This is a genomic window from Mesobacillus sp. S13 (assembly GCF_020422885.1).
GTDB classification, from domain to species: Bacteria; Bacillota; Bacilli; order Bacillales; family Cytobacillaceae; genus Mesobacillus; species Mesobacillus selenatarsenatis_A.
This window is the reverse complement of the sequence record NZ_CP084622.1, coordinates 2842995-2863647: the sequence shown is the minus strand read 5'-3', so window position 1 is coordinate 2863647 and position 20653 is coordinate 2842995. Positions and strand designations below refer to the sequence as shown.

The following is a 20653-nucleotide window of genomic DNA, read 5'->3' as shown; positions in this document are numbered from 1 at the left end:
AACAGTTACCACACTTTAATCATACTACGGATATAACAGTTTGAGTGTGACATATTTGTGAAAATATGAACAAGGTATGATTTATCTGTATTTTAGTTAAATAATTCAGGCGAAATGAAAATCTGTATTATAATTGGATTAGATAATTTCAGGTCTGTTATATAAGAATATCTTTATGTATATAATTCTATCAGGAAATTTTGTACCGTGTTTATAGTGTTATGTATGTTTTGTGTCATTTCCGGGGGAAAAGAAAAAACAGGATGAAATATCCTGTTCTTCACAAAGCTTAATCGACGACAATATAGGCAATCATTGGCCCATTATGTTCTGCTGAAGGGTGTGTGAGGCAGATCAGCCTGTACGTTCCTTCTTTATCAAATTGTAAGGGCACTACAGTTTCTTTCCCTTTTTTTACTACACCTTTAATATCAGTTCCTTCAATAATGAAGGGGTGTTCCTTTCCGTTGACTCCAAGAATTTTCAAACTAATCTTTTCACCTTTTTCAATGAAAATCGTACCTGGGTCCCATCGGTATGCCTCGATTTCTCTCCCATCATCGGTGGAAGATTTAAACTCCCCAGTCACCAAGTGGATTTCCCGGATCTGCTCATTCTGCCCTCCTATTGCCGGGGTGGCATCAGGCTTCAAGCTCAACCAAATAGATCCGATGATGGCAATGAAAGCGATTAGTGCGATAAAGTATAATGTTCTCCTTTTAAACACAAAGAAATGCATTGTTTTCACCTCCTTATTATCCTCTTTAAATATCTATGCTCGTCCCCTTGCTGAACTTGTCTAATTTTTTTTGAATATGTGTTGTATAGATTAACAAGGCAACAACAAACTATAGATTAGATACAAACCAAGGAGGAAAGTATGTACCGTTTATTTACGCATAATGATTTAGATGGAGTAGCCTGCGGAATCCTTTTCAGGCTTGCATTCGGTGAAAAGGCTGATATTCGTTATAACTCTGTTTCAGGGCTTAATTTTCAGGTGGAGAAATATTTTGAGAGAATGAATGACCGCATGAAAAAGGAAGATCACCTGTACATAACCGATTTATCTGTCAACCACGATGTGACGGAAAAAATAAATCAATTCGTCAGTGATGGGGGAAAGGCAAAATTGATTGACCATCATAAAACGGCATTGCACTTCAATGAATATAGCTGGGGCAATGTAAAAGTAAAGGATGAAGCCGGAACACTGACGAGTGCGGCATCACTCGTATATGACTACTTGGTTCAAGAAAACCACTTGATTAAAAATGGAGCGCTTGATGAGTTTGTTGAGCTTGTCAGACAATATGATACCTGGGACTGGGATATTCTCAAGAATTACAAAGCTAAGAATTTGAACGACCTGTTTTTTATGGTATCGATTGAAGAATTTGAAGAACGGATGGTACCTCGTCTGACATCTGGCGATACATTTGATTACGATGACTTTGAAAAGAAACTTCTGGAGATGGAAGAAGATAAAATCGAACGATATATCAGAAGGAAAAAACGGGAAATCATCCAAATCGAATCAGATGGCTTATATGGCGGAGTCGTCCACGCAGAATCCTATCACTCAGAATTAGGGAACGAGCTTGGAAAGGAATATCCACATTTGGATTATATCGCGATCTTGAATTTGGGTGGAAAGAAAATAAGCTTTAGAACGGTCCATGATGATGTAGATGTTTCGGCTGTGGCAGGAGAATTTGGCGGGGGTGGACATGCAAAAGCTTCTGGTTGTTCAATGAACAAGGAAGCCTATAACCGCTATATTGAACAAGCTTTTCCGTTGGATTCGATCAAGCAGGATGCATTTAGAAATACTTATAATTTAAAGGATTCGAAAAAGGGCTGCCTGTATGAAAATCGTGACCGGGAATTGTTCTTGATTTATAACGATGGAACCAGTCATTTTGTTCAGTTAGAAAGTAAGGAGCGGCATGGGCCTTTCGACAGTTTTGAATCAGCTGACCGCTTTTTGAAAAGAGAGTACGGTGCAGCTCTTGCAAGGGATGAAGTTTATATTTCCTATTTGGAAAATATCGTTTTTAATGGAAGGAATTGAAGTAGACTAGGTTGTCAAAATTATAGTGAATTTTATGGAGTTATTTGAATGTAGGTCATCAATGAAATTTATTGGTGGCCTGTTTTTGTGAAAAGTTGGATGGAGATAGTTTGGAATTTGAGCTTAATATGATCAACTTAAAAAGATTCATTTGAAGTTTACAATCTTTTCAGATTATTCCAGTTTGATTAAAAAATAATAACAGTAGACATCTTTCGACAGGATTCTGTTAAAATAGGTGAAGAGAATTGGACACTGGATGTGGTAGGATGAAGAACGTTTTTGGTCTGCTTATGTTGTTGTTAATTATCATGTATACTTCTGTAGATTTTGTAGCAGCAGAAGGCGAAGAAGCTCCTGATTTGACTTCTGAAGCTGCTGTTTTAATGGACACGCAATCTGGTGCGATTTTATTTGGGAAAAATGAAGAAGCAAGAATGTACCCTGCGAGTCTGACAAAGATTGCTACTGCCATATATGCAATTGAAACAGGTGATCTTGATGAGATAGTCGTTGTTAGTAAGGAGATTGAGAATATCGATGGAACAAGGGTGTATCTCAATCCTGGAGAACAAGTACCATTAAGGAAACTGGTTCAAGGTATGCTCATAAATTCAGGAAATGATGCTGCATTGGCGATCGCGATGCATTTGGACGGTTCTTTGGAGAGGTACTCAAAGAACATAAATGAGTTTCTAGAGACCAATACGGGTGTGGAAGACACCCATTTTGTCAATCCGCACGGTTTATTCGATGAGAATCATTATACAACAGCCAAAGACCTCGGGACGATCTTGAACTATGCCATGAATAATTCGGATTTTAGAGAAATATTTGGCACTAAAGAACTGGAATGGGATGGAGAATCATGGGATACAACGCTACTTTCCCATCATCGCATGCTTATAGGTGAAATACCTTATGATGCTGTCACTGGCGGGAAGACAGGTTTTGTGGACCAATCAAAGCAAACCCTTGCCACCACGGCTGATAACGGCATGTTGAAATTGACGGCCATATTGCTGAAATCGGATTACAAACGAAAAATATATGAAGATACTGTCAAGCTATTCGACTATGGTTTCGCTAGTTTTAAATCCTCTCGAATTAAGTCAGGGGAAACCTTCGCAAGTGGAAAACTTAAATTCAAAGCTAGTGAGGACCTCCTTTTGACTGAACCAATTGAAAATGGCAAGAGAGTGGTTGACAAAGAAGGGAATCTTAAGATTGAGGATAAGGATGGGGATATCATCCAATCCATTGAACTTAAACCTTTGATTGAAAAAAAACCTGAGGTAAAGAAGGAGGAACCGCCAAAGCCTGATCAAAGTGGATTGCTTTCTGTCAATACTTTATTGGGAGCCTTGGTACTTGTGGCTGCAGCTGGGGTGTGGGCAATCAACCGTAAACAAAAAAAGAACAGAAGATCTAGAAGCAGGTGATTAAGCCTGCTTTTTTTTTTCGGCCTGGTCCCTGAAAAGTAAAATATATGATTGTAAAGAGGCTTTACAAGGAATTAAAGTATTTTTACATTGTGTTAATAAGAGATTAATAGAGTCCTATTATAGTAGAGAGCGTAGTAAATAACTTATCTGGAGGTCTTAAAATGATTAAAGCTAACTTTAAAAAGAAGATTCTTCCGCTCGCTGTTCTATCAACTGTAGCGTTCGGCAGTATAGTGGGAACGTTCAACGCTGAGGCCAAAAATGATAAAAAAGATCATTCTGCAGAGATAAAAAATGTCATTTTCCTAGTCGGTGATGGAATGGGAGTTTCTTATACTTCTGCATACCGCTACTTGAAGGACAATCCAATAACACCTGAAGCTGAAAAAACTGAATTTGATAAATATCTTGTTGGCAATCAAATGACTTATCCAGAAGATCCTGAACAAAACGTTACTGACTCTGCTTCCGCAGCCACAGCAATGTCCGCAGGAATCAAAACATATAACAATGCAATTGCGGTTGACAATGACGGCTCTGAAGTAAAGACCGTTCTTGAAGCTGCCAAAGAAAATGGAAAGGCAACAGGCCTTGTAGCGACTTCCGAAATTACACACGCAACTCCTGCATCTTTTGGGGCGCACGATGAAACCCGTAAGAACATGAATGGCATTGCTGATGATTATTTTGATGAATTGGTAAATGGTGAGCACAAAATCGATGTCATGCTGGGCGGGGGGCTAAGCAACTTTGAACGTGCAGACAGAAATCTTGCGAAAGATTTCCAGAAAGATGGTTATAGCTATGTAACGAACAAGCAGGAATTGCTCAATAACACAAACGAAAAGGTGCTTGGACTTTTTGCGCCCGGCGGTATGGACAAGATGATCGATCGCAGTGAAGAAACTCCATCTCTTGAGGAAATGACAAAATCAGCAATTCAGCGTTTGAACAAAGACAAGGATGGCTTCTTCCTGATGGTAGAAGGCAGCCAAGTCGACTGGGCGGGTCATGACAATGATATTGTCGCTGCCATGAGTGAAATGGAAGATTTCGAGAAAGCTTACAAAGCAGCTATCGAATTCGCAAAGAAGGACAAACATACGTTAGTAGTTGCGACTGCGGACCACTCAACAGGCGGATACTCAATTGGCGCTAACGGCATCTACAACTGGTTCGGTGCACCGATCAAGGCTGCAAAACGTACTCCTGATTTCATGGCTGCTGAAATTGCCAAAGGTGCAAGTGCGGAGGAAACATTAAAGAAATATATTGATTTTGAATCTCAAGATCTGCCTGCATTGACAGCTGAAGAAATTCAATCGGTTAAAGATGCTGCTTCAGGTAAAAAAGCGGATATTGACAATGCTATTGAAAAGATTTTTGATACACGATCAAATACTGGCTGGACAACTGGCGGACACACTGGTGAAGACGTCCCTGTATATGCATTCGGTCCTGGTAAAGAGCGATTCTATGGACAAATTGACAATACTGACAATGCGAAAAACATTTTTGACATTCTTGCAAACGGCAAGAGGAAATAATGGATTAACCACTCCCGCAGAAGCCTTGGATCTGCGGGAAATTTTCTAAAAAGGGGTTTTTAAAATGAAAAAATACCTACAAATCATGCTGGCTGTTTCAATGGTGACAGGCTGTTCATTTGCCGAGGCCGAGTCAAACAAGGAGAGTAAAACTGCTGAAACCGTTGTGGATAAACCAACTAATAACAATACCGATGTTTATGTACCTAATCCGCAAGTGACGGATGACAGGGATCTTAAAAAAGTAGGCGATTCTATTACGGACGAAAAAGGTGAATTAACCCTTAAGTCAGTAAAAAAAGTCAATGAAACCTTTAAACTGGACGGAATAGAATATACAGTCAAAGAGGTTAAGTTGCTGCACTTTATTCCTGATTACAGCCTAATTGATTTCTACCATCCATATACCCATGATGAAGAATTTGATTTTGTTAAAATTGGCGTAGAAGTAAAGAATAATTCCGCCGAAAATTATCACTTTGGGCCGGTGGCAATGGTGAGTATCAATAATACAATTCATAAGACATGGGAAGATGATTTTTACCTTGAGGAACTAAATGGTGAGAATTTAGCACGGCAAAAGAAGCAAGGGAATCTTGGATTTATCGTGGATGAGCTTGAAAATCTTGATAAAGTGGAAATTCTCTCAGGAGACCTGGTTGATAAGGATAAAGAGAAAATCGGGGAACCGATCAATCTCGTTGTAAACTTTGAATAAAAGATTGATCGTTTTTCAAAAAGGTCTCGGCTTGGATTCATGTCTTGAAGTTAAGTTCATTCAATAGTCTAATACAATGCAGAAAGCCATGAGGAACCATGGCTTTTTTAATACACGTGAAAGGTTGGGAAAGCTGCGAATCAGAAGTATTCTGCAGCTATTGTTTTAATAATGAAGTAGAAAGAAGCATGATGAATGATATTCCTACCATCGCAATAACCCACAGCCAGGCCGACTGCATGTTTCCAGACTCAAGCGCTACATAGATTGCAGTTGGGGCGGTCTGGGTCTTTCCAGGCAAATTGCCGGCAAACATAAGGGTTGCTCCAAATTCCCCGAGGGCTCTGGCGAAACTTAAAATAAGTCCGGTGATTAAAGTTTTTGCTGAAAGGGGGAGAGTAACATATAAAAAAACCTTCCACTCATTTGCTCCATCTACTCTTGCAGCTTCCTCCGCGCCAGGATCTATTGACAGAAAACCAGTCTTGGCTGATTGATACATCAAGGGAAAGGCAACGACAGATGCAGCAATGACAGCTGCCCACCAGCTAAAAATCAGGGGACTGCCGAAAACATGTTCAATTAGTCTTCCTATTGGGCTATTAATGCCGAAGATAACAATCAACAGAAATCCCACTACAGTGGGAGGAAGTACTAAAGGCAATGTTAACAGCGTCTCTACAGCTGTTTTACCAATGAAACTTCTCCTTGCCATAAACCTTGCAGCAAATATACCGAATAAAAACACAATCACTACCGACACAGAAGCAATCTCAAGGGAAAGTTTAACCGGACTCCAGAAATCACTGCTCATAAAAAATCATTCCAATGCTGCTTTAAAGCCATATTTTTTGAAAACTTTCATTGCTTCTTGACCTTTTAGGAAATCGAAAAAATCGATAGACTCACTTAGGTGCTCAGTTCCAGCTACTACCCCAACTGGATATACAATAGGGTCGTGAAGCACTTTCCCATTCAAAGGGATAATTCTTATTTTATCGGAAATCAGTGCGTCTGTTTTATAAACAAAGCCAGCATCGACATTGCCTGTTTCAACATAGGAAAGAACCTGGCGAACATCCTTAGCAGGAATGATTTTTTCCTCAAGTTCATCCCATAATTGCAATGAAAGCAATGCTTGTTTCCCATACATGCCAGCAGGCACAGATTCAGGAGTGCCAATAGCAATCCTCTCAATGTTATCGTTTGTTAAAGATTCTGCTGACATGATGTCTTTGCTATCTTTTTGCGTGATCAATACAAGTTCGTTTCTAAGAAGCCTTACGCTATGTTCTTGATGTAAAAGCTTTTTGGAATATAAGTAATCAAATTTATCCTCAGCTGCGGAGATAAACAAATCTACAGGAGCACCCTGGGAGATTTGTTGCGCGAGGGAACCTGATCCGCCAAAGTTATACACTATTTTAATTCCTGGATTTTGTTTCATATACAGCTGCCCCGTCTCTTCCATTACTTCACGGAGACTTGCGGCGGCAGAGATGGTCAATTCCGTTTGGTTTGTTGCACGGTCATCTGCACAGCCCGAAATGAAGAGTGCCAGGGCGGTGAAAAGAATAATATGTATTTTTTTCAATCCTTCCATCCTTTCAAACGTCCTTTTTAAACATATACAATAGATATAACTGATTATATCGAAATTAGATGGATCCTACATAGAGAAAATATCACAAGTTGGTGAAAATATCATGATATAAGGGTGGAGAAAAGATTATAGGGGAAAAGAAAAAACTGCCAGAAGATTGGCAGTTTTGCAACGATTAACGACTCTGTCCAGTTTTTTGATCTATTTGCCTGCAAACCTCTTCTGCGGAAAGCCCGTTTGCCTCAATGACTGATCCTTGTGTTGAAACATCCTGCATCCCCATTACGTTTGAGTCTATACCCGTTACCACACAGCAGTCACAGCCTTGGGAATCAGCTTCTGAGCGCAATTCGACCACTTCATGCCCTCTTTCACGCAACGCTTCTGAAATGTTTGTAAGAGATTGTTCTACACCTACTCTTGCCATCAATAACACCTCCTCACTCATATAAGTTGTCCGCGGCAAGAATAAATTATTCTCTGAGCTTCACAATATAAATGCAGACAAAGGAGGTGCAGGCATGTCAAATAAGCGAAAAAAGGATCCATCAACAATCGGGCTGAATTCTAGCCAGGTGGAAGGGCAGGGGACGACGGCAAGCGAGACAGGTAGCAGAGCAGCTGATTCCTCAAGAAAGAAGCAGAAAAGAGGCTAATCCTTCAGATAGCAAAAACCCCCGGAGGCCATCCGAGGGTTTTTGGGGTTTAACTATACATTTCAGCAATTTGCTTCTGAAGCTCTTCATTTTCAAGGTATTCGTCATAAGTCACTTGTTTGTCGACCAACCCTGATGGAGTGATTTCCATGATCCTATTCGCTACAGTCTGGACGAATTGGTGGTCATGAGACGAGAAAATCATTGAACCTTTGAAGTTAATCATTCCGTTGTTCAAAGCGGTAATGGATTCAAGATCCAGATGGTTCGTAGGCTCATCCAAAAGAAGGACGTTTGCACCTGATAGCATCATTTTTGAGAGCATACAACGAACTTTTTCTCCTCCGGAAAGGACACTTGCTTTCTTCAGAACTTCTTCACCAGAGAACAGCATACGCCCAAGGAATCCACGGAGGAAGCTTTCGCTGTCATCCTTCGGAGAGAATTGACGAAGCCAGTCCACTAGTGTCAGATCGCATCCTTCAAAGAATTCAGAGTTGTCTTTAGGGAAATAAGCCTGGGAAGTCGTTACACCCCATTTGTAAGTCCCGCTGTCCGCTTCCATTTCCCCAGTAAGAATCTTGAACAATGTCGTAATCGCGATTTCATTCTTTCCAACAAGCGCGATCTTGTCATCTTTATTCATAATGAAGCTGATATTATCCAAGACCTTTACACCGTCAATGGTTTTGGAAATTCCATCAACTCTCAATAGGTCGTTTCCGATTTCGCGATCTGGGGTAAAAGCGACGTAAGGATATTTACGTGATGATGGTTTGATATCATCCAAAGAGATTTTATCAAGCAGTTTCTTCCGGGAAGTAGCCTGCTTGGATTTAGATGCGTTTGCACTAAAACGCGCGATGAACGCTTGTAACTCTTTAATTTTCTCTTCTTTTTTGCGGTTTGTATCCGACTGCATTTTCAATGCCAGCTGGCTTGATTCATACCAGAAATCATAGTTCCCCACATAAAGCTGTATTTTCCCGAAGTCCAGGTCAGCAATATGGGTACAAACTTTGTTCAAGAAGTGACGGTCATGGGATACGACAATTACTGTATTCTCGAAATTGATCAAGAATTCTTCCAGCCATTGGATCGCAGCGATATCAAGGTGGTTGGTAGGTTCGTCAAGAAGGAGAACATCCGGCTTGCCGAATAGTGCCTGAGCAAGAAGGACTTTTACTTTCTCTCCGCCGCCGATATCAGCCATTTTCTTATCATGCAGTTCCTCACCAATCCCTAAGCCTTTAAGAAGGATTGCTGCTTCGGATTCTGCTTCCCAACCATTAAGCTCAGCAAACTCACCTTCAAGCTCAGCGGCCTTCATACCGTCTTCATCAGTGAAGTCAGCCTTCATGTAAATCGCGTCTTTTTCCTGCATGACCTCATATAAACGGGCATGTCCCATGATGACGACTTTCAACACTTCCACATCTTCATATTCAAAGTGGTTCTGCTTCAATACTGCCATCCGCTCACCAGGGGTCATCGATACATTGCCTGTTTGCGCTTCGATTTCACCTGATAAAATTTTAAGGAAAGTTGATTTGCCGGCGCCATTAGCACCAATCAGGCCATAGCAATTTCCTGGAGTGAATTTAATATTAACGTCTTCAAACAGCTTGCGGTCACCATATCTCAAGCCTACATTTTGAACTGTAATCATTTATTTAGTAGCCTCCAATAATATATATCCCAAAGATTATAACATGTTTAAATGCTATGAGCGAATGTATGAAACATTTTTTTGTGTATTGGTGTTTCTAAAGGGAACAAAATGGGAAAAGGCGAGAGTAGTAATTGATAAGTTCGTTTGTTATGGGTTATCACAACGTCCGTGAAGTGTCTATTGGGAAATTAATGATTTTTTTGATTGTCGGTGTCAATTTTTTTGCTCATTTTCACACATATTTCATATTTTTCATGTAAAATAAAACTAGACAATGATGGTAAAAGGAGTTTTTGAAAATGGCTAAAAAGCAGCTGGTTGATTTTGTTAACCGTCTAAAAGAATCAGGGATAAAAGTCAGCTTCACTAAGCCAAAATCAGAATTTTTCTCCCTGAAAAAAACGGAGAAACATCCTACAACAGTGAATTCACATTAAGAGATAGACAGGCTTATCATTATATAGTTTTTTTGATTTACAGTTAAAATGATAAGTAAGCTCAGGAACGTAATTAGACGACAAAAAAAGCGGTTTTCTGCCGCTTTTTTTGTCGTCTATCCTTTATAATTCATCCATTATTTCTTCGAAAACTTCATCTTTATTGAAATCTTCCCCCATAGGGAATTTCTTTATGAATTTATTGTTTTCATCAATCAGGTAAGTGAATGTGCTGTGGACGTAGAACCCGTTACCTGGATCCCGATATTGGAATTGGAATGTATCGGCAACTTGTTTAATTTTCTTTTGTTCTGCTAATGTGTCCGCCTGATCACCAGTCAAGAAGATCCAATTACCGTCATTTTCGAGTCCGAAATTGTCCATGTACTTCCTGAGGACTTCAGGGGTATCGCGATATGGATCAATTGTAATAGTTACAAATTGAACATCCTTACCGTAAACACCTTCATTTATTAAGTCTTTTCTCAGCAGGTTCATCTTTTGAGTTGTCGTTGGGCAGATATCCGGACAATGGGTATAAATGAATTCCACAAGCTTGATGGTTTCTTTTTCTTTTCCAAAAGTATAGTTCTCTTCATCCATGGTTACGAGTGTGATGTCCTCTGGAATCTGCGCATTGGCATCCCGTATAAGAAAGAATGATATTCCTGATGTAATACCAATTAATACAATAAGTGAACTGATCAGATAAATTTTTTTCATTACACAATCCTCCCCCTTATAAAGATATAAAAAAAATTAGGAAAATCATATGGACATTGTGTGAACTATGTTTATTAAGTCTTTTTCAAGAAAATGTTAAGTGAATATTCTTGAAATATAACAAATGAGATTTATAATGAATTGTAAAAACATTTTTAATGTCCATGGGATTAAAAAGGGGACTAAGACTTGAAAGCTTATAAAATGATAAAGTTTATACTACAGATCATAGGATTGATCCTGATCAATAAAGCTGGTTTTTATATTGTAGATTTATTAAATCTGCGAATTCCAGGCAATGTCTTGGGTATGATCCTTCTTTTCGTGCTGTTATGGACGAGGGTAGTCCGGCTTGAATGGTTTGAGGGCGCAGCGGACTTTCTTGTTAAGCACCTATCATTCTTTTTTGTGCCGGTTTCAGTTGGATTAATGACTCTAGGCGGAATGATTGCACAAAATGGGATTCAACTTGCGGTTATTTTAGTTTTGAGTGCTATTGTAGGAATGGGGTTTGCGGGAGGCACTTCCAATTTGCTGATAAAGCGGAAGGAGGGGAAGGAAACTGGAGACTCTGCTCACGATCTTTAGTATTATCATAACTCTGCTTGCGTACCTTTTCGCCAGGAAGGCTGCAGGCAAATATCCATCCCCCTTAACTTCCCCGGTATTTTTGAGCACGGTGATTGTCATTACCGTTTTGCTCTTGCTGAATATATCTTATAAGGAATATGAACCAGGAAGTGCGATTATGACCTATTTTCTTGGGCCGGCTACTGTAGCTCTAGCGGTACCATTATATCGCCAGAGGAAAATTATCTCAGCCTACGCAGTTCCCGCTCTGTCCGGTCTTATAGCAGGAATCGTCTCGACCATACTCTCAGCAGTGTTCATAGCGTATTTGCTTAACTTATCAGATTTAATTCTAGTTTCTTTGACCATCAAGTCTATCACAATACCTGTAGCTTCCGAGGTTGCCAGGATCATCGGGGCAGATTCGATTTTGGTTGCTGCGTTCGTCATGATTACAGGCATGATCGGGGCAATGATTGGCCCATTTCTTATGAACTCGATGAAAATTCATGACCCTTTTTCGAGAGGGTTGGCAATCGGTACCATCGCTCATGGAATTGGTACAGCAGAAGCCGCGAGAGAAGGAGAACTGCAGGGCGCAGTTTCAGGAGCAGCAATGGGAATGGCTGCAATAATCACTTCTTTGTTCCTGCCCACTATTCTCCCGGTGTTCTTGTAAAGAAGCGTATGAAAAAGGAAACCATCACTGGTTTCCTTTTTCGTATTCATTCGATATTACAATACTCAATCGGACAATTTTCACAGTCGATTTGTTTTTTTAAGTAGTCCAGGTTATGAATGATGATTCTTTTTTTTTGTATGGAGATGATTCCTTGATCTCTCAGTTCGCCGAGCATGCGACTGACGCTTTCTCTGGCGGTACCGCAGTAGTTTGCTAAATCCTGGTTCGTGATTGGTACATTGATGTGGATGCCGTCCTGCTTTTCCGTGCCATAACTATTGCTTAGCCTGATGAGTGTAGAATATAGAGCTCCTTTTTTTCCGTTCAACACAAGGTCGCGGAATTTAGTGATCGTTTTTCGTATATGGTCATTCATCCACTTAAGAAATTGGTAAGCGAGCTGGCTGTTATTGAACAAGGTTTGTTCCAGATTTTCGATATTAACCGCTGCTGCTTCCCCATCTTCAACCACTCGTGCATTGAATAAATATCGTGGACCGGCTGTAAAAAGGGTAAGCTCACCTACAATATCGTTGTGTTTACATAATCTTAAATACAATTCTTTCCCCTCGGCGTTCATTTTTGAGATTTGTACCTTGCCGGACAGAATGACATACATTTCTTTGGCTTCCTGCCCCTCGCGGAATAAAAAAGTTCCTTTCTTGATCTTGACGATCCTTTCCGCTGCTCTTATTAATTCACTCATCTCATAAGTTAAGTCATTTGGATTCTCTTGGCTGGCCACACAATCTCCACCTTTTTCGTTCATTGTTTATACCTAATTTAAAATGAAATATAAACAAGAGGTCAATAGAGAAAATGTGAACAATCTCTTTAGATAAGTTGTTTTTTATCTTAATTGGATAAATGTGGTTGACTAAATGGGAGTAAAGGAAGTAATCTATAGTAGAAGGAAAATTTTTATTTATTAGGGAGTATGTTTTATGTTAGGTGTCGTTCTTAACTAACCGTTAATTTCATACGGTCAATCCGGATTTTTTATAGGCCTGAGATAGGTTTATTTGATTATGCGCTGGATTGAATGTTAAGAACAATGAACATAGTAAAGCATGCTTGATATCCGTGAGCATAAGCTGTGTCCTTGTACACAGCTTTTTCTTTTGGAGAGGTTTGCCTGCAGCTTTGACTGCGAGGCATTCTTTAAGCCGCTGTGGACTTGTTCCGTAGCGGCTTTTTTATATTTTGGCTCTGTTAAAGCATAATATTGTTTTTAACTCCTGTTGATTGTAGTGGAAGGCGCGAAGACTCCTCGAAAATGCTACCGCATTTCCTTCGTGCGTGGGCCAGTTCGAAGATGCCCAATCAATGTCCTGCGGGATCAGCGAGTCATGGGGAGACCCCGCAGGCGCCTAAAGCGCCGAGGAGGCTTCCCGACTGCCCGCGGAAAGCGAAGCGCCTGGAACGAAAATCAACAGCTGAAATTAACAGAGCGTATATTCTAAGGGGGTAAAAAAATTGAACGAACAAACTTATACGGTTCTTGGTTACGATAAAATCAAGGAAGAGATAGCTGGCTTTGCATTGACAGAATCAGGCCGTGTGAAAACACGGGAAATACAGCCGTCGACGAATCAGAAGCAGATTGAATCATGGCAAGAGGAAGTTTATGAAGCAATTGAAATCCTGAATATTAGTTCCAGTGTCCCAATCCATGGTCTTGATGGGATGGAAACGATTCTTAAAGGATTCAATAAAGGAGTCCCGCTTCGGACAGAACAACTGGTGCTGCTGCTGTCCTTCCTGGAAACCTGCAATAAGATCCGCCGTTTCATGAAGGATAAGGAGTTTGCTGCTCCGAGAGTATCTGCTTATGTCTTTGGGATTGAGGAGCTTCCAGAACTGGCTGCAGAGATACAAAGGTGTATCAGGAACGGCCGAATTGATGATTACGCTTCAAAGGAACTATTGAAAGTTCGAAAACAAATTGGCATCCAGGAAGAACGTTTGAAAGAGAAGCTAAACCAGCTGTTGAAATCCTCAAAAATAAAACCATACCTTCAAGAAGCTGTCATCAGCCAAAGAAACGGCAGGTATGTCGTTCCTGTGAAAAAGGAATATCGAGGGAAGGTAAAAGGTTCGGTTCTTGACACTTCAGCCTCAGGTTCCACGCTTTTTGTAGAGCCTGAGGAAATTGGCTATTTCCAGGATCAGATGGAGTGGCTCTTTTTAGAAGAACAGGCAGAACTGGAAAAAGTCCTCTTCCACTTGACTGGTCTGGCAGAGGGAAAAGAGAAGGAAATCCGGATGGCCATAGAGACAATGGTTCATTATGATTGCCTGTTTGCAAAAGCGAAATATTGCAGGTCTATTGATGCGAAAAAAGTTGATATCCATGACGACTCAGTCATTGTATTTAATGAAGCACGCCATCCGCTTCTTGGAGAAAAAGCGGTTCCATTAAATATTGAGATTGGAACAGACTATCATGCGCTTGTCATAACCGGACCAAATACAGGTGGTAAAACCGTATCAATTAAGACGGCAGGACTACTGATATTAATGGCGCAAAGCGGATTGCTTTTGCCTGTAGGGGAGGAGAGTGCGGCGGGAATTTTTCATAAAGTGCTGGTCGATATTGGAGACGGTCAAAGCATTGAGCAAAACCTGAGCACTTTTAGTTCAAGGGTTATCAATATAATTGAAATCCTGAAGGAAGCCAATGACAAGACGCTTGTCCTTCTTGATGAACTGGGCTCAGGGACCGACCCAGGAGAAGGAATGGGTCTCGCAACAGCCATCCTTGAGAACTTGAACAATAAAGGGGCAACTATTTTTGCCACAACTCATTACAGCGAGATTAAAGACTTCGCGGATCATCATGAGGATTTCATGAATGGTTCAATGGAATTTAATTTGGAAACACTTAAGCCTACGTACCGCCTGCGCATCGGGAAAGGCGGGGAAAGCCAGGCATTCGCGATTGCGCTGAAATTAGGCATACATCCAAAATTGCTGGAACGGGCCCATCATATAACCTATAAAACGGAGCAAGATTACACATCTTTATTTGAGGATGACCCTGCTGCATTGAAAGAAAGAGAACAACAAATCACAGCAAACAGGCACAAAAGACAGAAGTCATCCAAAGTCTCGAAGAAGCCAGTCAAAGTGTTTGAGATGGGTGATAGTGTGCATGTGTTGAGTACAGGGGAATTGGGAGTGATTTTCAAGGGCCCGGACAGTAAGGGGAATTATGTAGTCCAGACCCGGGAGCGCAAGATCGAAGTGAATTATAAACGGCTTAAACTGAATCTGCCTGCTTCAGAGCTCTATCCAGAGGACTATGATTTCAGTATTATCTTTGAGTCCAAAGAACATCGAAAGCTGTTGAATAGGATGGAGAAAAAACATGTTGAAGAAAGTATCATACGAGAAGATACTTGATAGAATCGATAGAATCTAGTTCAAGTTTTAGTTGTGCATGGAGGGGCTGACTCAAAAGGTTGGATAAATTTAACTTCAAAGTCGCCTCCTTTTGTTTTAATCCCGTTTCTGGGTATACAATTAGTCAATCCTTTGGTTGGTTGTGGTGATCCCTCTCTTACTCGAAATTCAAAGTGATCTCTTGAGGGATTTCCCCTATGGATTATCTAGGGATATGCAAGTCTTTTAAAAAAACGCTTAATAAAGCGAATGTAAACGCTTCGAAAATGGACATAAACAGTTCATGGGGTTATCTATTAACAAACTCATTGTTGAGGTTTAAGATTAATCTAACAGTAAATATTGTGACTTTATTCACAAACAGAGGAGTCTTAACAATGAGCGAAAAGCCAATGGAAATAGCCATCACCACTGCGTTAAAAAAGAAAAAATATCTCCTGGAATCAAAGAGTAAGTACCTCTTGCGTGCGGCGCTAGCTGGTGTATATATCGGCTTTGGCATTATAGTCTCTTACAGGTTGGGTGAATATTTTTCTGATGCTCACTCAGCTGCAACACCTATCGCAAGTTCGATTTTTTTCGGATTGGCACTGGTTTTGATTTTGTATGGCGGGGGAGAATTGTTCACAAGCAATACGATGATGTTGACGATCAGTTCTTTGAAGAAGGAAACGACTTGGAAGGATACCATTGAAAACTGGATTGCATGTTATTCAGGAAATTTATTAGGAGCATTATTCTTTGGAATTCTTATCATGCTATCAGGACTCTTTATATCCCCGGAAAAATCTCAATATATGATGGAAACCGTGAGTATGAAAATGAACACACCGGCATATCAACTATTCTTTCGTGCCATACTGTGCAATTGGCTGGTTTGTCTTGCTGTATGGGTCCCATTCAGTATAAAAGGAGATGGAGCAAAAATAGGAGTCACAATGCTTTTGGTGTTTGCATTTGTGGTCTCAGGCTTCGAGCACAGTGTGGCAAACATGGTACTCTTTTCGGTCGCACTTTTCGTGCCGCATCCTGAAACGATCAGCTTGGCCGGCAGCGTGTATAATCTGGTGCCTGTAACACTGGGAAATATAATAGGTGGTGGATTCTTTGTCGGTACTCTTTATGTATACCTGAATGCAAAAGGGGTTGCAAACGAGGAGAATCAAACAGCAGCTCAATCAGTGTATGGTCAAAATGCATAAAAAAGTATGGAACAAAAAAATCCGCGGATTTCCGTGGATTTTTTTATGTAATCAAAACTTACCTACTCATGCAGATGCATCTGATATGTGAATTGCTCTCCAGTCAGGCTGTTATTGTATGTAAAAAATGCCTAAATGAGATTATAGAGCCATTTACATAAGCGGTCCTATCAACCTTTAAAGGAATTTAAAATCCATTCTCCAACAACCCCACCTAAATAAACTCCCACGATTCCGAGAACTCCTGCTAGAACTGGAGGTGCTGGAAGAGGTAGCTTCAGGAATTTAAAAAGAATCCCTACGATTAAACCGGCAACTAAGCTTAAAATGATTTCTTTCATGTTTTCACCGCCTCTTATGGCAAGATGGTTAATGAATGATATAGTGAGCAGACGTCTGATCACTTAGCAACATTATTTTAACATGAGTACGATAAAATGAAAACGCTTTATTTATTCTTTATATTGCATAAAACGAAATGATCTATTCTTATAGTAAAATAGTGGTAAGATATAACTCTATAACTCGTGTACGGAGGATTTAAATGGACAAGCACGTTAAGCACAATATCTTTACTTTGCAAGGATTTTATCTCTTTGTATTCTTTGGAATAGGCAGCTTATTTCCTTTATTAAGTGTCTACCTAAGTGAAGTTGAAAACTTGAATGGATATCAGATCGGCTTGATCCTGTCGATTGGTCCGGTAATTATGATTTTCTTCCAGCCTTTTTGGGGAATGCTCGCAGACATGAAAAATTCACATAATGCGCTGCTTACTTTAACGACCTTGGTAACAGGGGTTGCCGCTCTGGGTTATATTTTCTTCGATGGCTTTGTTTCGTTCATGATTATCGCAACGACTCTGGCGATTTTCCAAAGTGCTATCATTCCCTTATCAGATAGTATTTCCCTGAAGTACACAAGTAAAACGGGAGTCAATTATGGAAATGTCCGATTGTTTGGTTCACTTGGTTTTGGATTGGCGGTTTTTGCGATGGGCCGATTGTCCGAGTGGAACCCTCAAGTAATTTTCTATGCTTTCTTCCTGACCTTATTGATATCGGCAGCCATTTCAATGAAAATGCCAAAGGAACCTACAGGCCGGCCAACAGGATTATTCGCAGGCATGAAGGAATTAATACAGATGAAGAAGTTTCTTATTTTTCTAGGAGTAACATTCATGATTTTTGGCCCGAATTTAGCCAATAACTTTTACTTCAGCCTGTTTGTGGAAGACAGGGGAGGTACTTATACAGGGATTGGGATTGCCTTTCTTATTGCGGTGTTATCGGAGATTCCCTTCATGAGGGTTGCTGGAAGCTGGATTCGTAGAATAGGGCTGCTGCAGGTCGCCTTGATTGCAGCGATTGTTTCATTAGTAAGGTGGATTTTTTATTTCACAGAGCCATCACTTTCCCTTGTCTATGCATCAGCTGTCATACAGGGATTTTCACTTGGGTTGTTCATTCCTGCAGGTTTGCAGTATATCCGTGATATTACTCCACTGCATATTACGGCTACAGCAGTGACGATATATTCTGCAATCGGTAACGGTCTGGGAAATTGGTTTTTCACGTTCTTCGGCGGCATCGTTTTTGAGGAATTCAGCATTTATGGAGTTTACCTATTTTTTGCTTCACTGACCTTAATGGGAGTTTTGCTGACAGTATGGTTAATAAAGGATGAAAAAAGAAGTCATTCAAAACAGATTGCGACAAACTAAGATCTTTCAGTCAACTTTTTTCATGGCTCTATTGAAGCAATGTTGTTTTATAGCCCTGTTGATTGAAGTGGAAGGCGCGTAGACTCCTCCGAAAATGCTAACGCATTTCCATCGTGCGTGGGCAGGTTCGATGGAGCACAATCAATGTCCTGCGGGATTAGCAAGTCATGGGGAAACCCCGCAGGCGCATAAAGCGCCGAGGAGGCTTGCCGACTGCAAGGAAGAATTGGTTTATGAAAAATCCGGACTTTGGGATTTTACATTATTCTTCCCCGCGGAAAGCGAAGCGCCTGGAACGAAAATCAACAGCCTAGTTTAACAGAGCCTTTTTCATAAAGTATTACCAAAAGCCTGTCCTCCAATATGGAAGGGCAGGTTTTGTTATTTCTTTCAATAGTATATAAAACTTAAGTATGGTTTAAGTGTTTATTTCAAAAAATAACTGAAGTACGAAAGGAGGGTCTTTTTAATGAGAGAGAATAAGGGTAAAAATAACGAACTTGCAGGCCGTATGTATGATACATCGGATTATCAAAAAAATGACGAACTTTCGAATGGGCTTGCTATGACACATGAGCAGGCTAGCGACAGCTATGTAGAAGGGCAAATCGGCGGGAAAATTGAGCGCTCGTCCGGTGCTGAAGATGAATTGAACAACAGGGGTTATCAGTAAGCAGGAAGTGAGGGATCCAAGTGTCTAATAAAGGTGAGTTCCAGGGAAATCGGGATCAATACAAAATGCCGGATGCATTAAAGCGAAAGAAGGACTTTGTCTATCGAGTAGGCTATACTTCAAGTACTGGCAATCAGACAAATAATGAAGAAGAACCGATCAAGAGATCGGATCTGTGAAATTTGCAGGCCCTTTTAAAAGGGCCTGTTTTTATCTGGGTCGGGCTACAATCCCGTTATGGACCTTGATATAACCATGCTTCAGGATATCCAATCCGTTTTCGTATAAATAGAGTCCCATTTGCTCGACGGTCATCAGTTCCCGGTATGTATGATTCATGACATCGGCCATGATCTCATAATACAGCTTGGATTTTAACTGAGCTCTCGGTGTTGTCATGATGATATAGCCGCCAGTTTTTAGGAACTTCTTATGCCAATCTACGACTTCACTTTTTAAAGCATCTGGAAAGTGCTCAAGCAATCCGACACTTAGGACGATGTCAAATTCATTGCCAAAAGGAAGGTAGCGAATATCCTTAACGATGTATTCTGTTTCAAAATCATTTTTATGATAGACCTTATTTCCTCCTGTTGAAGGATTGCTTCCCAAAAAGGGATAGGTGTCTGGAAAATCCTTGAACCTTGTTTCCTTACAAAAAGGGTCATAATCCACAAACACGATGTCGCCGCCAGGATACATGGCACTTAGCTGCATTGCTTCATAACCTTCAGCAGCTCCGAGGAAAAGGATTCTTGGTTTAATTAAATCCAATCCTTCAAACAAAGCGCGTTTGCCCCTTGGGTCCCAGATTCCGTCCTCAATCCGGTGGGCGTAATTCCACAGATGAATTCTGATCATTTCCCCTAGTGCAGACTTTGTTTCAGCGAGTTTGAAATTTCTCAGGCTTTTCATGAAATTTCGTTTCGAAATGTCCATTTCAGCAGGAACATCCTTGACGAACCACTCGTGGAAGGATTTATTGAACAATTGCCATGATACGTTAGCTGGCAAAGTTTGTTGATGTTGCTCTTCCCAATCCTTTTTTTCCTGCGCAAAGGAAGTAACCTCATATGGTCTTCCTGTATCTTTCCAGCGCAACTGGCTCCAATCATTGACGGTATTCAATTTCACAAACTTATTGTATTCCTTTTCGGAGAAATTCCTGAGGTCCATTCTGTACGAAGGCTGCAAGCGGGTTTCATTTGGTCGAATGTCAGGTTCGATCCCTAATTGAAGCAAACACATCACCCCAAATTCTTTTATTGCTAACTTAATTCGAGTCAAAGTGAAAAAAATCCTTTATATTAGCTGAAAATTACAAAAAAAGCACACCCAATAATGGATGTGCTTTTACAAGAGGATTTGCTCATTTAAAGCTTTCCGCGTCGTATCACTTTTTGGGGGGTCAGGGTGCCTTTCTTTAAATACACAAATCCTCCTTCGAGTGCAGAGCCAATGACGAGCTTAGAAGATGCTTTTATAACCCTCATCTTCATCCCTCCTACAAAGAATTGGCTTGC

General features: G+C 40.5%; 23 protein-coding genes. 14 read left to right on the top strand and 9 right to left on the bottom strand.

Annotation, left to right across the window (positions count from 1 at the left end; translation table 11 throughout):
• Positions 1-289 precede the first annotated feature (289 nt).
• The gene (locus LGO15_RS14620) at positions 290-739 is read right to left on the bottom strand and encodes a cupredoxin domain-containing protein (RefSeq protein WP_226085155.1); all 450 of its coding nucleotides are present in this window, start codon (positions 737-739) and stop codon (positions 290-292) included.
• Between the two features lie 141 nt (positions 740-880).
• Here LGO15_RS14620 and LGO15_RS14615 point away from each other — a divergent pair, with 141 nt between their 5' ends.
• The 4 genes from LGO15_RS14615 (at position 881) to LGO15_RS14600 (ending at position 5784) form a co-directional block, all read left to right on the top strand.
• A complete protein-coding gene (locus LGO15_RS14615) occupies positions 881-2074 on the top strand; it encodes a DHH family phosphoesterase (RefSeq protein ID WP_226085154.1) in 1194 nt (397 codons plus the stop codon).
• A 269-nt stretch (positions 2075-2343) separates the two neighbouring features.
• Complete coding sequence (locus LGO15_RS14610; protein ID WP_226085153.1) at positions 2344-3516, top strand: D-alanyl-D-alanine carboxypeptidase family protein; 1173 nt, start codon at positions 2344-2346, stop codon at positions 3514-3516.
• Between the two features lie 164 nt (positions 3517-3680).
• A complete protein-coding gene (locus LGO15_RS14605) occupies positions 3681-5066 on the top strand; it encodes an alkaline phosphatase (protein WP_226085152.1) in 1386 nt (461 codons plus the stop codon).
• Positions 5067-5130: 64 nt separating this feature from the next.
• Positions 5131-5784: a DUF4352 domain-containing protein gene (locus LGO15_RS14600; protein ID WP_226085151.1), complete on the top strand. Its 654-nt coding sequence runs from the start codon at positions 5131-5133 to the stop codon at positions 5782-5784.
• Positions 5785-5941: 157 nt separating this feature from the next.
• On the opposite strand, the gene modB is transcribed toward LGO15_RS14600, so the two are convergent.
• From modB to LGO15_RS14585, 3 genes are all read right to left on the bottom strand, one after another.
• On the bottom strand, positions 5942-6598 hold the full coding sequence (gene modB / locus LGO15_RS14595; RefSeq protein WP_226085150.1) for a molybdate ABC transporter permease subunit: 657 nt from the start codon (positions 6596-6598) through the stop codon (positions 5942-5944).
• Positions 6599-6604: 6 nt separating this feature from the next.
• The gene (gene modA, locus LGO15_RS14590; protein ID WP_226085149.1) at positions 6605-7378 is read right to left on the bottom strand and encodes a molybdate ABC transporter substrate-binding protein; all 774 of its coding nucleotides are present in this window, start codon (positions 7376-7378) and stop codon (positions 6605-6607) included.
• Between the two features lie 184 nt (positions 7379-7562).
• Positions 7563-7814 (bottom strand): YkuS family protein, encoded by a 252-nt coding sequence (locus tag LGO15_RS14585; RefSeq protein ID WP_226085148.1) that lies wholly within the window; start codon positions 7812-7814, stop codon positions 7563-7565.
• Positions 7815-7908: 94 nt separating this feature from the next.
• Here LGO15_RS14585 and LGO15_RS14580 point away from each other — a divergent pair, with 94 nt between their 5' ends.
• A complete protein-coding gene (locus LGO15_RS14580) occupies positions 7909-8043 on the top strand; it encodes a YuzL family protein (protein WP_226085147.1) in 135 nt (44 codons plus the stop codon).
• A gap of 49 nt (positions 8044-8092) precedes the next feature.
• Here the strand turns inward: LGO15_RS14580 and LGO15_RS14575 are convergent, their stop codons facing one another.
• A complete protein-coding gene (locus tag LGO15_RS14575; protein WP_226085146.1) occupies positions 8093-9712 on the bottom strand; it encodes an ABC-F family ATP-binding cassette domain-containing protein in 1620 nt (539 codons plus the stop codon).
• A gap of 302 nt (positions 9713-10014) precedes the next feature.
• Here LGO15_RS14575 and LGO15_RS14570 point away from each other — a divergent pair, with 302 nt between their 5' ends.
• Positions 10015-10152 carry a hypothetical protein gene (locus LGO15_RS14570; RefSeq protein ID WP_167832465.1) on the top strand — a complete coding sequence of 46 codons (138 nt, stop codon included), beginning with the start codon at positions 10015-10017 and terminating at the stop codon, positions 10150-10152.
• Positions 10153-10275: 123 nt separating this feature from the next.
• Here LGO15_RS14570 and LGO15_RS14565 read toward each other — a convergent pair whose 3' ends face one another.
• Positions 10276-10875 (bottom strand): SCO family protein, encoded by a 600-nt coding sequence (locus LGO15_RS14565; protein WP_167832466.1) that lies wholly within the window; start codon positions 10873-10875, stop codon positions 10276-10278.
• A gap of 189 nt (positions 10876-11064) precedes the next feature.
• Here LGO15_RS14565 and LGO15_RS14560 point away from each other — a divergent pair, with 189 nt between their 5' ends.
• Together LGO15_RS14560 and LGO15_RS14555 are read left to right on the top strand one after the other, a co-directional pair.
• Positions 11065-11463 (top strand): CidA/LrgA family protein, encoded by a 399-nt coding sequence (locus LGO15_RS14560; RefSeq protein WP_226085145.1) that lies wholly within the window; start codon positions 11065-11067, stop codon positions 11461-11463.
• The gene (locus tag LGO15_RS14555; RefSeq protein WP_226087898.1) at positions 11438-12124 is read left to right on the top strand and encodes an LrgB family protein; all 687 of its coding nucleotides are present in this window, start codon (positions 11438-11440) and stop codon (positions 12122-12124) included. Before LGO15_RS14560 ends, LGO15_RS14555 begins: the two co-directional genes overlap by 26 nt.
• Positions 12125-12170: 46 nt before the next feature.
• Here LGO15_RS14555 and LGO15_RS14550 read toward each other — a convergent pair whose 3' ends face one another.
• On the bottom strand, positions 12171-12833 hold the full coding sequence (locus LGO15_RS14550) for a Crp/Fnr family transcriptional regulator (protein WP_318999842.1): 663 nt from the start codon (positions 12831-12833) through the stop codon (positions 12171-12173).
• Between the two features lie 770 nt (positions 12834-13603).
• On the opposite strand from LGO15_RS14550, the gene LGO15_RS14545 reads away from it, so the two are divergent.
• The gene (locus LGO15_RS14545; RefSeq protein ID WP_226085143.1) at positions 13604-15532 is read left to right on the top strand and encodes an endonuclease MutS2; all 1929 of its coding nucleotides are present in this window, start codon (positions 13604-13606) and stop codon (positions 15530-15532) included.
• A gap of 377 nt (positions 15533-15909) precedes the next feature.
• Positions 15910-16734, top strand: coding sequence for a formate/nitrite transporter family protein (locus tag LGO15_RS14540; RefSeq protein ID WP_226085142.1), 825 nt, complete (start codon positions 15910-15912; stop codon positions 16732-16734).
• Between the two features lie 170 nt (positions 16735-16904).
• Here the strand turns inward: LGO15_RS14540 and LGO15_RS14535 are convergent, their stop codons facing one another.
• Entirely contained in the window at positions 16905-17075 is a 171-nt protein-coding gene (locus LGO15_RS14535; RefSeq protein ID WP_102263141.1) for a XapX domain-containing protein, read from the bottom strand.
• A 203-nt stretch (positions 17076-17278) separates the two neighbouring features.
• Between LGO15_RS14535 and LGO15_RS14530 the strand changes: the two genes are divergently transcribed.
• From LGO15_RS14530 to LGO15_RS14515, 4 genes are all read left to right on the top strand, one after another.
• Positions 17279-18457, top strand: coding sequence for an MFS transporter (locus LGO15_RS14530; protein WP_167832470.1), 1179 nt, complete (start codon positions 17279-17281; stop codon positions 18455-18457).
• A gap of 130 nt (positions 18458-18587) precedes the next feature.
• The gene (locus LGO15_RS14525; protein WP_226085141.1) at positions 18588-18776 is read left to right on the top strand and encodes a hypothetical protein; all 189 of its coding nucleotides are present in this window, start codon (positions 18588-18590) and stop codon (positions 18774-18776) included.
• A gap of 150 nt (positions 18777-18926) precedes the next feature.
• On the top strand, positions 18927-19130 hold the full coding sequence (locus tag LGO15_RS14520) for a YozQ family protein (RefSeq protein WP_226085140.1): 204 nt from the start codon (positions 18927-18929) through the stop codon (positions 19128-19130).
• A 20-nt stretch (positions 19131-19150) separates the two neighbouring features.
• Complete coding sequence (locus LGO15_RS14515) at positions 19151-19309, top strand: hypothetical protein (RefSeq protein ID WP_167832457.1); 159 nt, start codon at positions 19151-19153, stop codon at positions 19307-19309.
• Between the two features lie 31 nt (positions 19310-19340).
• Here the strand turns inward: LGO15_RS14515 and LGO15_RS14510 are convergent, their stop codons facing one another.
• Positions 19341-20378 (bottom strand): class I SAM-dependent methyltransferase, encoded by a 1038-nt coding sequence (locus LGO15_RS14510; RefSeq protein WP_413231403.1) that lies wholly within the window; start codon positions 20376-20378, stop codon positions 19341-19343.
• Positions 20379-20653: the final 275 nt, after the last annotated feature.

Coding starts and splice junctions, on each gene's coding strand:
- LGO15_RS14520 (WP_226085140.1), top strand. CDS start 18,927: ATGAGAGAGAATAAGGGTAAAAATAACGAACTTGCAGGCCGTATGTAT.
- LGO15_RS14605 (WP_226085152.1), top strand. CDS start 3,681: ATGATTAAAGCTAACTTTAAAAAGAAGATTCTTCCGCTCGCTGTTCTA.
- LGO15_RS14610 (WP_226085153.1), top strand. CDS start 2,344: ATGAAGAACGTTTTTGGTCTGCTTATGTTGTTGTTAATTATCATGTAT.
- LGO15_RS14585 (WP_226085148.1), bottom strand. CDS start 7,814: ATGGCAAGAGTAGGTGTAGAACAATCTCTTACAAACATTTCAGAAGCG.
- LGO15_RS14615 (WP_226085154.1), top strand. CDS start 881: ATGTACCGTTTATTTACGCATAATGATTTAGATGGAGTAGCCTGCGGA.
- LGO15_RS14510 (WP_413231403.1), bottom strand. CDS start 20,378: ATGTGTTTGCTTCAATTAGGGATCGAACCTGACATTCGACCAAATGAA.
- LGO15_RS14550 (WP_318999842.1), bottom strand. CDS start 12,833: ATGAGTGAATTAATAAGAGCAGCGGAAAGGATCGTCAAGATCAAGAAA.
- LGO15_RS14575 (WP_226085146.1), bottom strand. CDS start 9,712: ATGATTACAGTTCAAAATGTAGGCTTGAGATATGGTGACCGCAAGCTG.
- modB (WP_226085150.1), bottom strand. CDS start 6,598: ATGAGCAGTGATTTCTGGAGTCCGGTTAAACTTTCCCTTGAGATTGCT.
- LGO15_RS14540 (WP_226085142.1), top strand. CDS start 15,910: ATGAGCGAAAAGCCAATGGAAATAGCCATCACCACTGCGTTAAAAAAG.
- LGO15_RS14600 (WP_226085151.1), top strand. CDS start 5,131: ATGAAAAAATACCTACAAATCATGCTGGCTGTTTCAATGGTGACAGGC.
- LGO15_RS14580 (WP_226085147.1), top strand. CDS start 7,909: ATGTCAAATAAGCGAAAAAAGGATCCATCAACAATCGGGCTGAATTCT.
- LGO15_RS14565 (WP_167832466.1), bottom strand. CDS start 10,875: ATGAAAAAAATTTATCTGATCAGTTCACTTATTGTATTAATTGGTATT.
- LGO15_RS14570 (WP_167832465.1), top strand. CDS start 10,015: ATGGCTAAAAAGCAGCTGGTTGATTTTGTTAACCGTCTAAAAGAATCA.
- LGO15_RS14525 (WP_226085141.1), top strand. CDS start 18,588: ATGGAGCACAATCAATGTCCTGCGGGATTAGCAAGTCATGGGGAAACC.
- LGO15_RS14535 (WP_102263141.1), bottom strand. CDS start 17,075: ATGAAAGAAATCATTTTAAGCTTAGTTGCCGGTTTAATCGTAGGGATT.
- LGO15_RS14620 (WP_226085155.1), bottom strand. CDS start 739: ATGCATTTCTTTGTGTTTAAAAGGAGAACATTATACTTTATCGCACTA.
- LGO15_RS14530 (WP_167832470.1), top strand. CDS start 17,279: ATGGACAAGCACGTTAAGCACAATATCTTTACTTTGCAAGGATTTTAT.